This window comes from Xanthomonas floridensis, from assembly GCF_001642575.1.
In the GTDB taxonomy this organism is placed as follows: Bacteria; Pseudomonadota; Gammaproteobacteria; order Xanthomonadales; family Xanthomonadaceae; genus Xanthomonas; species Xanthomonas floridensis.
In genome coordinates, this window is record NZ_LXNG01000032.1 from 1 (window position 1) to 12,616 (window position 12,616).

Below are 12,616 nucleotides of genomic sequence, written 5' to 3' on the forward strand. Positions count from 1 at the left end.
CGCCAACGCCTTCCAGGGCTGGCTGCATCACTACAACTGGCATCGGCCACACGCCAGCCTCGGCTACAAACCCCCCATCTCCCGAATTCCAATTCCAATGAACAACGTGGTGGGTTTACACAGCTAGTGCAGCCCGCTGGAAATCTCGGCGGTTGCCGCGCGCAGCGCTTGCAAGGCCGCTTGCGGGCTCACCAGTGCAGGGCGCCGTTCGATGAAGGGGACCGTGAGCGTGTAGGCGGCGCTGCCGCGTTGCAGGATCGGTGCGGTCAGATCGACCACCCCCACCACCGCTTCGCTGGGCTGCATGGCGTAGCCGTCGCTGCGCGCCTGCGCGGCGGCGGCCAGAAACTGCGCGCGCTCGAACGGCACCTCGCTGGCATCGAGCATGTCCAGCCAGCGCGCCTGCACTTCCGGCTGCTGGAAGGCGAACAGCACCAGCCCGGAGCTGGAGTGCGTCAACGGGCGGCGATGCCCCGGGCGCACCACCAGGCCCAGGTCGCTGGGCACGTCCATCTGCGCGATCACCACGATCTGGTCGCCGGACGGGGCCACCAGATGGCACGGCTGGTAGATCGCATCGGACAGGCGCCGCATCACCGGCAACGCGGCCTCGCTGATGCTCTGTACGTGCGGCTGTTGCATGCCGAGCATGAACAAGCGGTTGGTCAGCACGTAGTCGCCTTCGCCATCGCGGGTGAGGTAGCCGCGTTCCTCCAGCACCTGCAGCATGCGGAAGATTTCCCCACGCGAGCGGCCGATGCCCTGCGAGATCGCACCCATGCTCATCGGCTGCGCCTGGCGGGCGAGCAGCTCCAGGATGTCCAGCCCCTTGTCCAGGGCCGGCGCGCGGTACTTGGCGGGTTCGGTGCTCATCCGTTTGCGTTCCAGGGCAGGTGCGGCGCGCCAGAGTACAGGCAACGCGGGCAGGGGTCAGCGGGAGACTGTGCGTGCAAATATAAACAAAGATTTTATATTTGCATGGCGTGGACGCGCGCAGTACGCTCGCCCGATTGCAACGCAAGCGCCACAGCCTTGGGAGGGGAACGGTCGCATGCATCACAGTGACATTGCCGCGTCACCGCGCGGCAACCTGGCGCGTACCGCCATGGTTCCCCTGTTGTTGATCGTCAGCCTGTTTTTTCTATGGGGCATGGCCAACAACCTCAACGACATCCTGATCAAGCAGTTCAAGAAGGCCTTCGAGCTGACCGACCTGCAGGCCGGGCTGGTGCAGAGCGCCTTCTACATGGGCTATTTCGTGTTCGCGATGCCCGCGGCGATGTTCATGCGCCGCTACAGCTACAAGGCAGCCGTGGTGCTCGGCTTGCTGCTGTATGCATGCGGGGCGTTCCTGTTCTATCCGGCCGCGCAGGTGCACACCTACTGGCTGTTCCTGCTGGCGCTATTTGTCATTGCCAGTGGGCTGGCGTTCCTGGAAACCACCGCCAATCCGCTGGTGACCGTGCTCGGCCCGGCCGATGGCGCGGCGCGGCGCCTGAACCTGGCCCAGGCCTTCAACCCACTGGGCTCGATCACTGGCGTGCTGGTGGGCCAGCACTTCATCTTCTCCGGCGTGGAGCACACGCCGGCCGAACTGGCGGCGATGGCACCGGCCGCGCGTGAGGCCTTCTTTGCCACCGAATCGGCGGCAGTGCAAACGCCGTACCTGATCATCGGCGTGGTGGTGGTGCTATGGGCGATCCTGATCGCACTGGTGCGCTTTCCCACCGGCGCGCCGGATGCCGTGGCCGGCCAGGCGCCCAAGCGTGCGCGTTTCAGCGAATTGCTGCGCAACCGGCGCTTCATGTTCTCGGTGGTGGCACAGTTTTTCTATGTGGGCGCGCAGGTCGGTATCTGGAGTTATTTGATCCGCTATCTGCAGGACGCAGTGCCGGGTACGCCGGAAAAAACCGCCGCCACCTATCTCACCATTTCACTGGTGCTGTTCATGGCCGGCCGCTTCATCGGCACCGCGCTGTTGCGCTATCTGGCGCCCGCCAAGCTGCTGGCCAGCTTTGCCACGATCAATCTGCTGCTGTGCGCCGTCGCCATTGCCTTGCCGGGTTGGACCGGGTTGTACGCCCTGGTGGCCGCCAGCGTGTTCATGTCGGTGATGTTCCCGACCATTTTTGCGCTGGGCCTGGACGGCATGCATGACGATGCGCGCAAGTTGGGCTCGTCGTTGCTGGTGATGTCCATCATCGGCGGTGCGCTGCTCACCGCGCTGATGGGCGCGGTGTCTGACATGGCCGGTATCCACTGGGCCATGGTGGTCCCGGGCGCGTGCTTTGCAGTGATCCTGGTGTTCGCGCTGCGCGCGCGTCACGCGGCCCCCGCCGTGGCAGGAGCCTGAGCATGCCGCGGCTTTGCTATGTGCTGGACCTGCACGACGATGCGGACTTGATCGCCGAGTACGAACGCTGGCATCAACCCACCGAGGTATGGCCGGAAGTGGTGGCCTCGCTGCAGCAGGCCGGCATCCAGGAACTGGAGATCTTTCGCAGCGGCGATCGGCTGGTGATGCTGATGGACGTCAGCGAAAACTACGATCCTGCCGCCAAGGCCGCGCGCGATGCGGCCGATCCGCGCATCCAGGCATGGGAGCGGTTGATGTGGCGGTTCCAGAAGCCGCTGCCCGACAGTGCCCCAGGCGAGAAATGGCGGCAGGCCGGACGGATCTTTGCGCTGACTGAGGCGATCGACGCGCAGCGCTAGGCCGCGCCCTCATCCGCCCTGCGGGCACCTTCTCCCGCAGGCGGGAGAAGGGCGTGATCTGGCACAGGCGGGAGAAGGGCGTGATGCGGTTTGGCTCGGGCGTGGTGGGGATGGCTGCGCCATCGACCCAGACCGAGGCGATCGAGGCGCAGCGCTAGGCCGCGCCCTCATCCGCCCTGCGGGCACCTTCTCCCGCAGGCGGGAGAAGGACGTGATCCGGCACAGGCGGGAAAAGGCCGTGGTTCGTTTTTGGCTTGGGCGTGGTGGGGCGGCTGCGCCATCGACCCAGACCGAGGCGATCGACGCGCAGCGCTAGGCCGCGCCCTCATCCGCCCTGCGGGCACCTTCTCCCGCAGGCGGGAGAAGGACGTGATCCGGCACAGGCGGGAGAAGGGCGTGATGCGGTTTGGCTCGGGCGTGGTGGGGATGGCTGCGCCATCGACCCACCGCCGGGCATCTGCAGTGCGCTGCGGTCAGCTGTTGCGTTCCGCGACGTCGGAGACCGATGACCCCGCCATCCCGAACGAACGACGACGCCTTCCCGGACGAATGACGACGCCATCCCGAACAAACGACGACGCCTTCCCGGATGAACGACGACTTCCTTCTCCCGCGCGCGGGAGAAGGTGCCCGAAGGGCGGATGAGGGAACGTGGGCTCAGGTCTTCGCGCTGGCTGCCAGATCCTCAACCCAGAACCGTCCATCCGGATAGCTGAATTCCGCAATCGAGGCGGCATGCATTTGTGCGGAGAAACCAGCGGCTTCCGGGGCGAGGTAGCGGCCGTGGCGGATGCGTACCGGATCCAGGAAATGCTGGTGCAGGTGGTCGACGAATTCGATGGCGCGGTCTTCCATCTGGCCGGTGATGGCGACGAAGTCGGCCATGGCCAGGTGCTGCACCAGTTCGCACAGGCCCACGCCGCCGGCATGCGGGAACACGCGCACATTGAACTTGGCGGCCAGCAGCAGGATGGCGAGGTTCTCGTTGACCCCGCCCACGCGCGCGGCATCGATCTGGATCAGGTCCACTGCGCCGGCCTGCAGCAGCTGTTTGAACACCACGCGGTTCTGGGTGTGTTCGCCGGTAGACACCGGCACCGGGGTAATGCCCTGACGGATCGCGGCGTGGCCGAGCACGTCGTCCGGGCTGGTGGGTTCTTCGATCCAGGCGATGTCGAATTCGGCCAGCTGGCGCATCCAGTCGATCGCCGGGCCCACGTCCCAGCGCTGATTGGCGTCTACCGCCATTGCGATGTCCGGGCCGATGGCTTCGCGCGCCAGGCGGCAGCGACGGATATCGTCCTGCACGTTGGCGCCGACCTTGAGCTTGATGGTGCGGAAGCCATCGGCCACCGCTTCCTTGGCCAGCCGCACCAGCTTCTCGTCCGAGTAACCGAGCCAGCCGGGTGAAGTGGTGTAGGCCGGGTAGCCTTGCTCGATCAACTGCGCGATGCGTTGCGCGCGCTGCGGCTGCGCATTGCGCAGGATCGCCAGCGCTTCGTCGCGGGTGAGCGCATCGGTGAGGTAGCGGAAGTCGATGGTATCGACCAGCTGCTCGGGCGTGAGTTCGGCGATATAGCGCCACAGCGGTTTGTTCGCCGCACGTGCGGCCAGGTCCCAGGCGGCGTTGATCACCGCGCCGATGGCCATGTGCATCACGCCCTTTTCCGGGCCCAGCCAGCGCAGCTGCGAGTCGTTGGTGAGCCGGCGCGCGAACGCACCGAGATCGGCGATGACGTCCTCGACCGACAGGCCGATCACATGCTCGGCCAGGGCAGCCACTGCGGCGGTCTGCACGTCGTTGCCGCGGCCGATGGTGAACACCAGGCCATAGCCGGCCAGGTCATCGGCGGCATCGGTGCGCAGCACCACATAGGCCGCCGAGTAATCGGGATCCGGGTTCATCGCGTCCGACCCATCGAGCTCGCGCGAGGTGGGGAAGCGGACGTCGTGGGTTTCGAGGGCGATGATGGTGCGCATGAAGGTCCTGGGCGATCGAAGCGGGAAATGGAAAAACGGGCCAAAAAAGCGTGAGCGAAGCGGTGCGCCTGAGCCCCTTTCCCACCGGGAGAGGGGTGAGGGTACGGACGCGCAGCGCCGAAAGTGGCGCCGTCGCACGCAGCGCGGGTATCGCTGCCTGCCGATGCGTGCAGCGCACTGACGGTGGCTGGGAACTGCATGGAACGTTACTCAGCTGCTCAAACACGCAGCGCATGCGTTCAATCACCTGTGCGAACCAGGCTGCGTCACGTGCGTACAGCACTAAATCTGTGGTGCGTAAAACACAATGCATTGCATAGAACCGTTGCAAGGCTGGGTTGCGTACCCTCACCCCAACCCCTCTCCCGGTGGGAGAGGGGCTCAGGCTGCGGCGCGCGATGTGTGCGCTGCTGCTGTGCAGATAGCTGTATGCCTGACCAGATCGCGTTGGGTGATGGTGTGCACTGCGTTGCCGTCCACTCACCTCGTGCGTTCTCTGGCACGGAGCATGTCTTCGTGCGTCATGCCTCATGCCTCATGCGTCAGGCTTCGAAGCTCGAAGCTCAGGCCACGCAGCTCAAACCACCAAGCTCAACCTTCAAACAGCGTCGCGCGGATGCGCCACCACCGGCTGGCGCTGGCGACCCAGGCCTTCGATCTCCAGTTCCATCACGTCGCCCGGCTTCAGATACACCGGTGGCTTCTGGCCCAGGCCCACGCCCGGCGGGGTGCCGGTACTGATCACATCGCCCGGCATCAGCGTCATGTAGCGGCTGATATGGCTGACCAGTTCGGCCACGCCGAACACCATCGTGCGGGTGCTGCCGTTCTGGTAACGGTGGCCGTTGACCTCCAGCCACATCGACAGGTTCTGCGGGTCGGCGATGTCATCGCGGGTGACCAGCCATGGGCCGATCGGGCCGAAGGTGTCGGCGCTCTTGCCCTTGACCCACTGGCCGCCGTGTTCGAGCTGGAATTCGCGCTCGGACAGGTCGTTGATTACCGCGTAGCCGGCCACATGGTTCAGCGCTTCGTCCACCGACACATCGCGCGCCACATCGCCGATCACCACGCCCAGCTCCACTTCCCAATCGCTCTTGACCGAGCCACGCGGGATGATGACGGTGTCGTTGGGGCCGCACACGGCGGTGGTGGCCTTCATGAAGAGAATCGGCATCTTCGGCACTTCCATGCCCGATTCGGCGGCGTGGTCGGCGTAGTTGAGTCCTACGCAGATGAACTTGCCGATGCGGCCCACGGCCGCGCCGTAACGCTGCTCGCCTTCGATCACCGGCAGCGCGGAGACATCCAGCGCGCGCAGCCTGTCCAATCCGGCATTGGTGAGATGCTCACCGGCGACATCGTCGATCACACCGCTGAGGTCGCGGATGCGGCCTTCGCTATCGATCAGACCAGGGCGTTCGTGGCCTTCGGTGCCAACACGTACGAGTTTCATGCAGTCTTCCTTTGCAGGGGAGGAGTGGAGCGGCCAATCACACCTCGCAGGCGGGTGCGGAAGGTGCGCTCGGAACAGGAATGTGGATGATGCATGCTGCAACCAGCGGTGACGCCACGTGTGAGAGATCGTTTTTTATCAGCGCACAACGCGCGATAAAACCCTGGCGAGCGGGAGCGCGCCTGGTGGCTGCACTCTCGTTCGCCGGCAGTGCTCAGTTCGACCAGCCGCCATCGATGATGTGGGTCTGGCCGGTGGTGAACGAGGATTCGTCCGAGGCCAGGTACACCACCAGCTGCGCGATCTCGCGCGGGTCGCCCAGGCGGCCCATCGGCTGGCGATCGGTGAAACTCTTCCACACCGCCTGTTCGTCGCCGCCCAGCGCCTTGACGCGTTGTCCCAGCGACGGCGTCTTGATGGTGCCAGGGCAGATCGCATTGCAGCGCACGCCCTGGGCCACGTAATCGGCGGCAATCGCCTTGCTCAGGCCGATCACCGCGGCCTTGGTCACGCCGTAGACAAAGCGGTTCGGCACGCCCTTGATGCTGGAAGCCACCGAGGACATGTTGATGATGCTGCCGGTGCCGCGTTCGAGCATGCCCGGCAGCACCGCCTTGCAGGTGTAGTACATCGCATCGACGTTGATCGAGAACGAACGGCGCCAGGCTGGCTCGTCGCAGTCCAGGATGCTGCCCTGGTGCACGAAACCGGCGCAGTTGAACAGCACGTCGAACGGGCCGTGCTCGGCGACCAATGCGGCAATCGCCGAGGCATCGGTGACATCCAGCAGCTGGGTGGTGATCGCGTCGGAGTCGGCAGCCAGCGCCTGCAGCGCAGCTGTATCGATATCGGTGGCGACCACCTGCGCGCCGGCACGTGCGCAGGCCAGCGCGCTTTCGCGGCCGATGCCGGCGCCGGCGGCGGTGATCAGGCAGCGCTTGCCGCGCAGGCGCTCGTTGGGGGTCGAAGGAATCGAGACAGTCATACCGATGAGGTTCCGTAGGTGGGGGCCGCCGGCCGTGGCAGACGATAGAACGTGCGTGCGTTGTCGCCGAACACCGCGTCGGTGTGCCCGGGCGCATGGTGGGTGACCAGTTGCTGTGCGAGATCGAACCATTGCGCGTAGTCCGCGCGCAGCGTCAGTACCGGCCAGTCGCTGCCCCAGAGCAGGCGCTGCGCGCCGAAGCGTGCGAACAGGTGCGCCACATACGGCGCCAGCGCATCGCCTCCGGCGCCAGCTGCCGCTTCGGTGAGCAGGCCGGAGAGTTTGCAATGCACGTTGGGGTGCTGCGCCAGCGCATCGATGCCGCTCGCCCAGGCGATGAATTCGCCGGCGGCGATGGCCGGTTTGCCGCCATGGTCGACGACCACCCGCAGCGATGGATGGCGTTGCAGCCGCGCCTGCAACGCCGGCACGTGCACGGCGCGGATCAGCGCATCGAAGGCCAGATCGTGCGCCAGCATGGCGTCGAAGGCGGCATCGAGCGTGGGGCTTGCCAGCCACCGCACATCGGCGATGTCCTGCACCATCGGGCGCAGGCCCTTGAGCAGGCCGCCACCGGCGCGCACCAGGGCGCCGATGCGTGCGGCGGCATCGGGTGCGTCGAAATCCACCCAGCCCACCACGCCGGCAATGCGCGGCTCATCGCGTGCCAGTTCGAACAGGTAGCAGGTTTCCGCCTCGGTGGCGGCTGCCTGCACGACGACCACGCTGCCAACGCCGGCGGCATCCAGCGCCTGGCTCACATCGTGCGGCGCGAAGTTGCGGTACAGCGGCGCCAGCGCAGGCGTCAGCCAGTCGTAGTCGCCACGGGCCAACTGCCAGAAATGCAGATGCGCATCGACGCGGTTCATGGCGTGGGCAGGTCCGCATCGAGCAGGCCGCCATCGCGCAGGCGCTGCCACAGCGCGGCCGGAATGGGCGCCTGCAGGCGGGTGGCAGCCGACTGCACCTCGGCCACGCTGCGCATGCCGGCCACCACCGTGGTTACCGCCGGATGCGCCAGCGGGAACTGCAACGCCGCCGCGCCGATGTCCACCTCGAACGCCGCGCTCGCTGCATACAGGCGCTGTGCGTGCTGCAGGGTGGGGGTGTCTACCGGGGCGTAGTTATAGGTGGCGCCGGGCCCACGCGCGTCGCTGAGCAGGCCGGAGCTATACGGCCCGGCCGACAGGATCGACACGCCGTGGTGCTGCGCCTGGTCGAGCAGCGCACGCGCGCCGTGCTGTTCCAGCAGCGTGTAGCGGCCGGCAAGCATCACGCAGTCGAGCGGAAAGCGTGGCAGCACCTCCAGTGCCACGTCCTGCTCGTTGACGCCCAGCCCGATCGCCCCGCACGCACCGGCCGCCTTCAACTCCGCCATGGCCGGCAAGGCCTCCTCCAAGGCCTGTCGCAGCACGTGGGCGTGATTGTCGCCGTGGGTCAGCGCACCGATGTCGTGCAGCAGCAGCACGTCGATATAGTCGGTGCCCAGGCGCTCCAGGCTGGAGGCGAAGGCGCGGCGCACGCCATCGGCGCTGTAGTCGAACTCGGCGCGACGTCCAGCCACGGCAAAGCCGTCGCGGCCGGCGACGGCGTGCGCATCGTCGTAGACGCAGCGGCCCACCTTGGTCGACAGCGTGTAGGCATCGCGCGGCACGCCGGCCAGGCCACGGCCCAGGCGCGCCTCGCTCAGGCCATAGCCGTAGTAGGGCGCGGTGTCGAAATGACGGATGCCGGCATCGATGGCCGCTGCCACCGCTGCCAGCGCAGCCTCCTCGGCCACTTCGGCATACAGATTGCCAATGGGCGCGGCGCCAAAGCCCAGCGACGACAGCTGCACGCCGGTGCTGCCGATCTGCTGCCGCGGCACGCTCACGCGCAGCGCTCCGAAGATGCCATCAGGGCGGCGTGGGGCTGGGCAGGAACCGGGGAGCAGCAGCTGGGCATCGCGACGTCCACCAGCCGGCGGGCGCCCGACTGTTCGCATATGAATATCGCAATCATGAGTGAACAGATCACGCTGCAGTGCAGCATGGCGAGCGGCGGGCACTGGGGCCGCACTGCCTGTCGCAATTGGAACGGGTGTAACACCCGTAGTGCGTCCGCCGTGCACGGTGTTGTCGAGACCACCGTGGTTGAGCCTGTGCCTAATGCCGGCGGCATCTTGCGTGCTTGACGCAGAGTTCCGGCCCTGCGGGCGCCCACCTGGATGTGAGTGCGGGTGCGGGCGGCGGCGATGGGCCTGCCACTGCTGCCACGGCCCACGCCGCACGGTCCCCGCGTTGGGGCACCCTGCCGGAACCGCTGCGCGCGTGGGCGGCGCGCGGTCCCCGCAACGTCGCCATATGTAGGGTTGGCCGCGCTGTGCCTTGCTGCAGGCACCTGCCGATGCGCGCCCGCCGCCAAACGCCGCGGCCCAGCGCCGGCGCCACACGCCGGCTATGTCGAAATCCACGTGCCGCATCACCAGTTCCTATATCGCCGTGGCTACGGTTGCCTAGTCTGTGCCGCTAGGGCTAGATACCTGCCCCTCTCCCAGGTGAAGCGGTTGCATGCCAGACACGACGCGGCGCGATTTGTTCAAGGTACTGGCAGCCGGCGCGCTGGTCGCGCCATTGACCGCTGCGGCACAGGCACCGGCCGCGCCATGCGCGCGCACGCCGCAGTGGGCGCACGGCACCGAAGGCCAGCGCAAGGCGGATCTGGGCAACGGCACCTATCTCAATCCCATCGTGGCCGGCGATCATCCGGACCCCACCATCCTCAAGGATGGCGACGACTACTACATGACGTTCTCGTCGTTCTTTTCCTACCCCGGTATCGTGCTGTGGCATTCCACCGACCTGGTCAACTGGACCCCGATCGGCCCGGCGCTGCACCAGGAACTCGGCACGATCTGGGCGCTGGACCTGTGCAAGCACGACAATCGCTACTTCATCTATATCCCGGCCAATCCCGATGACACCGGCTGGTCGATCTTCGTGATCTGGGCCGACGACATCCGCGGGCCGTGGAGTGCGCCGATCGACCTGAAGATCGCCGGCTGCATCGACCCCGGCCATGTCGTGGGCGAAGACGGCAAGCGCTATCTGTTCGTCAACGGCATCCGCAAGATCCGCCTGCGCGACGACGGCCTGGCCACCGACGGGCAGCTGGAGCCAGCCTACGCGCCGTGGCGCTATCCCGAGGACTGGGTGGTGGAGAATTTCGCCCCCGAAGGCCCCAAGCTCACCTGGCACAACGGCTGGCTGTACCTGGTGACCGCGGTGGGCGGCACCGCCGGCCCGGTGACCGGACACATGGTGATCGCCGCGCGTTCGCGCTCGGTGCACGGGCCGTGGGAGCACTGCCCACGCAATCCGCTGGTGCGCACCCAGTCCGAACAGGAGCCATGGTGGTCGCGTGGGCACGCCACCCTGGTGGAAGGCCCGCGCGGGGACTGGTGGCTGGTCTACCACGGCTACGAAAATGGCTTTCGCACGCTGGGGAGGCAAACCTTGCTGGAGCCGGTCGAATGGACTGCCGATGGCTGGTTCCGCGCCACCGGCGGCGACCTGTCCAAACCGCTGCGCACGCCTGCCCGCGCGCCTGCGGGCACGACGCCGAGGGCGACCGGCTTTGCCTTGTCAGACGATTTTTCCGCCGACCGCTTCGGCACCCAGTGGAGCCTGCACGCGCCCAAGCCGGGCGAGCAGGCGCGCGTGCGGCGGGCCAACAAGGCGTTGACGCTGACCTGCGCCGGCACATCGCCCATCGACAGCGCACCGCTGACCTGCGGCGTGCCCGATCGTGCCTATGCGGCCGAGGTCACCCTGGAGCTGGTCGGCAATGCCGAAGGCGGCATCCTGCTGTTCTACAACCACAAGGCCTTTGTCGGCATCGGCTTCACCGCCGATACCATGAAGACCTACGAATATTCGGAAGAACTGGTGTGGGCACGCGCGCCCAATACGCACCGCCGCATCCGCGTGCGGCTGACCAACGACCACCATATCGTGAGCTTCGAATACTCCTTCGACGACGGCCGGCAATGGACGCGTCACCCCACCCGCATGGAAGTGTCCGGATTCCATCACAACGTGTTCGGCGGCTTTTTGAGCCTGCAGCTAGGCGTGTATGCCGCCCAGCAAGGCGAGGTGGTGCTGCGCGATTTCCGCTATCGCGCGCTGGGCTGAGTGGCGCGTTACGTCACGCACCGACACCTTCAGACGGCGAGGCCCGGGGGGACCTCGCCGTCAGGCGAAACAGCGGCGATCAAAGCAGTGCGTACAGGGTCAGCAGCAGGAGGCGGGCGGTGCGCAGAAGCGGAACATGCGCGTGCAACACGCCGCTTCCGTCCACCGGCCGCTTCCCTCTGGCAGCGACGCAGTCGCTTTGTCGCTGGCTGTTAACCGCAGCAGTAGCAGACGTTGCCCTGACCCAGGTCGCCGCCGAACTCCGGACACTCGGCCTTGCAGGCCCATGCACTACACGATTCCACTTTCGGCTGTGCGTTATCGACGGCCATCACCTGAAACGCACCGAAGCCGGTGCTGGCCAGAAACGTCGCTGCCATCAACGCACTGCGTAAGCTTACCCAACGCTTTTTCATGCATTACTCCCTCAACGTTGCAAAAGCCGCTGGCGCGTCCGTGCGGCGCAAGGCGGCGACCAGGTCCTGCACCCGCTCCGTGGTATCGAAAACGCCATGATGGGAATGGCGCACGCGCCCCTGCCCATCGATGGCCAACAGCAGTGGCACGTTGCGCGCGCGGAACAGCATCAGCGCGCGACGATCGGTCAAGCTGACCACCGGAAAATCGAAACCATGCACATGCGCGTAGCGCGCCGCCTGCGCTGCATCGCAATGGCACACGCCGAGCAGCTGCGGCCGCCCAGGCAGATTGGCCTGCAGCTGCCGCGCCGCGCGCACCACCGTTGGTGCCGAACGCTGGCAATACGGGCAGGTGGTGGTGAAGAAGAACAGCACCTGCGCCTGCCCTTGCGGCGCGCCCAACAGATGCCGCCGGCCATCGGCATCGGTCGCCTCGATCTGCGGCACATACATGCCTTCGTACGCCGTGCTGACGCGCGTTTGCAGCCATTGCTGCTGCACACGCAGCTGCCGGTTTTGCCACCCCAGCACCGCGATCAGTCCGCAAGCCACCAGCAGGCCCATCCAGAGCCAGGGAAAACGTCGCGCCATGCCAGCTCCGAAAGCGTCCTTGATGCCCGAGCCTTGCCCAGGCATCAGCTCATGGTCAATGGTGATATCGACAACTGCGATGGCGCGCGGCCTGCGGCTGTGGATGCGATCACGCCCCCGCGCTTGGGCTTGTTACGGATGCGGGGTGATAGGGGGAGCGTTTGCGCAGCCAGGTCATCGCGCAAGGATGCGATGACGTGTCCGGGTGAAAGACGTGCGCGGGCAACAATGGCGTTACGTTCAAGCGTAGCTTTCAAGATCAAACGCAAGTTCACGTGCACGGGGGAGCTGCGCGGGA

General features: G+C 66.4%; 12 protein-coding genes. 4 read left to right on the top strand and 8 right to left on the bottom strand.

From position 1 onward, the window contains the following. A partial coding sequence (locus A7D17_RS23145) for an integrase core domain-containing protein (protein ID WP_153041981.1) occupies positions 1-127 on the top strand: 127 nt, incomplete at its 5' end. On the opposite strand, the gene A7D17_RS16405 is transcribed toward A7D17_RS23145, so the two are convergent. Continuing rightward, positions 124-873: an IclR family transcriptional regulator gene (locus tag A7D17_RS16405; RefSeq protein ID WP_064510068.1), complete on the bottom strand. Its 750-nt coding sequence runs from the start codon at positions 871-873 to the stop codon at positions 124-126. The genes A7D17_RS23145 and A7D17_RS16405 overlap by 4 nt on opposite strands. Before the next feature lie 178 nt (positions 874-1,051). On the opposite strand from A7D17_RS16405, the gene fucP reads away from it, so the two are divergent. Beyond that, positions 1,052-2,353: an L-fucose:H+ symporter permease gene (gene fucP, locus A7D17_RS16410; protein ID WP_064510069.1), complete on the top strand. Its 1,302-nt coding sequence runs from the start codon at positions 1,052-1,054 to the stop codon at positions 2,351-2,353. A 2-nt stretch (positions 2,354-2,355) separates the two neighbouring features. Then, the gene (locus A7D17_RS16415; RefSeq protein WP_064510070.1) at positions 2,356-2,715 is read left to right on the top strand and encodes an L-fucose mutarotase; all 360 of its coding nucleotides are present in this window, start codon (positions 2,356-2,358) and stop codon (positions 2,713-2,715) included. 657 nt (positions 2,716-3,372) lie between these two features. On the opposite strand, the gene A7D17_RS16420 is transcribed toward A7D17_RS16415, so the two are convergent. From A7D17_RS16420 to A7D17_RS16440, 5 genes are all read right to left on the bottom strand, one after another. Beyond that, positions 3,373-4,695, bottom strand: a complete 1,323-nt coding sequence (locus A7D17_RS16420; protein WP_064510071.1) for an L-fuconate dehydratase — start codon at positions 4,693-4,695, stop codon at positions 3,373-3,375. Positions 4,696-5,293: 598 nt separating this feature from the next. Beyond that, the gene (locus A7D17_RS16425; protein ID WP_064510072.1) at positions 5,294-6,151 is read right to left on the bottom strand and encodes a fumarylacetoacetate hydrolase family protein; all 858 of its coding nucleotides are present in this window, start codon (positions 6,149-6,151) and stop codon (positions 5,294-5,296) included. Positions 6,152-6,365: 214 nt separating this feature from the next. Further along, positions 6,366-7,136 carry an SDR family oxidoreductase gene (locus tag A7D17_RS16430; protein WP_064510073.1) on the bottom strand — a complete coding sequence of 257 codons (771 nt, stop codon included), beginning with the start codon at positions 7,134-7,136 and terminating at the stop codon, positions 6,366-6,368. After that, positions 7,133-8,005, bottom strand: coding sequence for an amidohydrolase family protein (locus A7D17_RS16435; protein WP_064510074.1), 873 nt, complete (start codon positions 8,003-8,005; stop codon positions 7,133-7,135). The genes A7D17_RS16430 and A7D17_RS16435 overlap by 4 nt, the downstream gene beginning before the upstream one ends. After that, entirely contained in the window at positions 8,002-9,009 is a 1,008-nt protein-coding gene (locus A7D17_RS16440) for an aldo/keto reductase (RefSeq protein ID WP_064510075.1), read from the bottom strand. Before A7D17_RS16440 ends, A7D17_RS16435 begins: the two co-directional genes overlap by 4 nt. Positions 9,010-9,685: 676 nt before the next feature. Here A7D17_RS16440 and A7D17_RS16450 point away from each other — a divergent pair. Continuing rightward, positions 9,686-11,308, top strand: coding sequence for a family 43 glycosylhydrolase (locus A7D17_RS16450; protein WP_064510076.1), 1,623 nt, complete (start codon positions 9,686-9,688; stop codon positions 11,306-11,308). A 212-nt stretch (positions 11,309-11,520) separates the two neighbouring features. Here A7D17_RS16450 and A7D17_RS16455 read toward each other — a convergent pair whose 3' ends face one another. Continuing rightward, positions 11,521-11,724 carry a hypothetical protein gene (locus A7D17_RS16455; RefSeq protein ID WP_005922076.1) on the bottom strand — a complete coding sequence of 68 codons (204 nt, stop codon included), beginning with the start codon at positions 11,722-11,724 and terminating at the stop codon, positions 11,521-11,523. A gap of 3 nt (positions 11,725-11,727) precedes the next feature. Further along, complete coding sequence (locus A7D17_RS16460; protein ID WP_193395358.1) at positions 11,728-12,291, bottom strand: redoxin domain-containing protein; 564 nt, start codon at positions 12,289-12,291, stop codon at positions 11,728-11,730. Positions 12,292-12,616: the final 325 nt, after the last annotated feature.

Excerpts from the sequence above, each read along its gene's own strand:
- A7D17_RS16405 (WP_064510068.1), bottom strand. The coding sequence starts at position 873 with ATGAGCACCGAACCCGCCAAGTACCGCGCGCCGGCCCTGGACAAGGGG.
- A7D17_RS16420 (WP_064510071.1), bottom strand. The coding sequence starts at position 4,695 with ATGCGCACCATCATCGCCCTCGAAACCCACGACGTCCGCTTCCCCACC.
- A7D17_RS16450 (WP_064510076.1), top strand. The coding sequence starts at position 9,686 with ATGCCAGACACGACGCGGCGCGATTTGTTCAAGGTACTGGCAGCCGGC.
- A7D17_RS16435 (WP_064510074.1), bottom strand. The coding sequence starts at position 8,005 with ATGAACCGCGTCGATGCGCATCTGCATTTCTGGCAGTTGGCCCGTGGC.
- A7D17_RS16425 (WP_064510072.1), bottom strand. The coding sequence starts at position 6,151 with ATGAAACTCGTACGTGTTGGCACCGAAGGCCACGAACGCCCTGGTCTG.
- fucP (WP_064510069.1), top strand. The coding sequence starts at position 1,052 with ATGCATCACAGTGACATTGCCGCGTCACCGCGCGGCAACCTGGCGCGT.
- A7D17_RS16430 (WP_064510073.1), bottom strand. The coding sequence starts at position 7,136 with ATGACTGTCTCGATTCCTTCGACCCCCAACGAGCGCCTGCGCGGCAAG.
- A7D17_RS16415 (WP_064510070.1), top strand. The coding sequence starts at position 2,356 with ATGCCGCGGCTTTGCTATGTGCTGGACCTGCACGACGATGCGGACTTG.
- A7D17_RS16460 (WP_193395358.1), bottom strand. The coding sequence starts at position 12,291 with ATGGGCCTGCTGGTGGCTTGCGGACTGATCGCGGTGCTGGGGTGGCAA.
- A7D17_RS16455 (WP_005922076.1), bottom strand. The coding sequence starts at position 11,724 with ATGAAAAAGCGTTGGGTAAGCTTACGCAGTGCGTTGATGGCAGCGACG.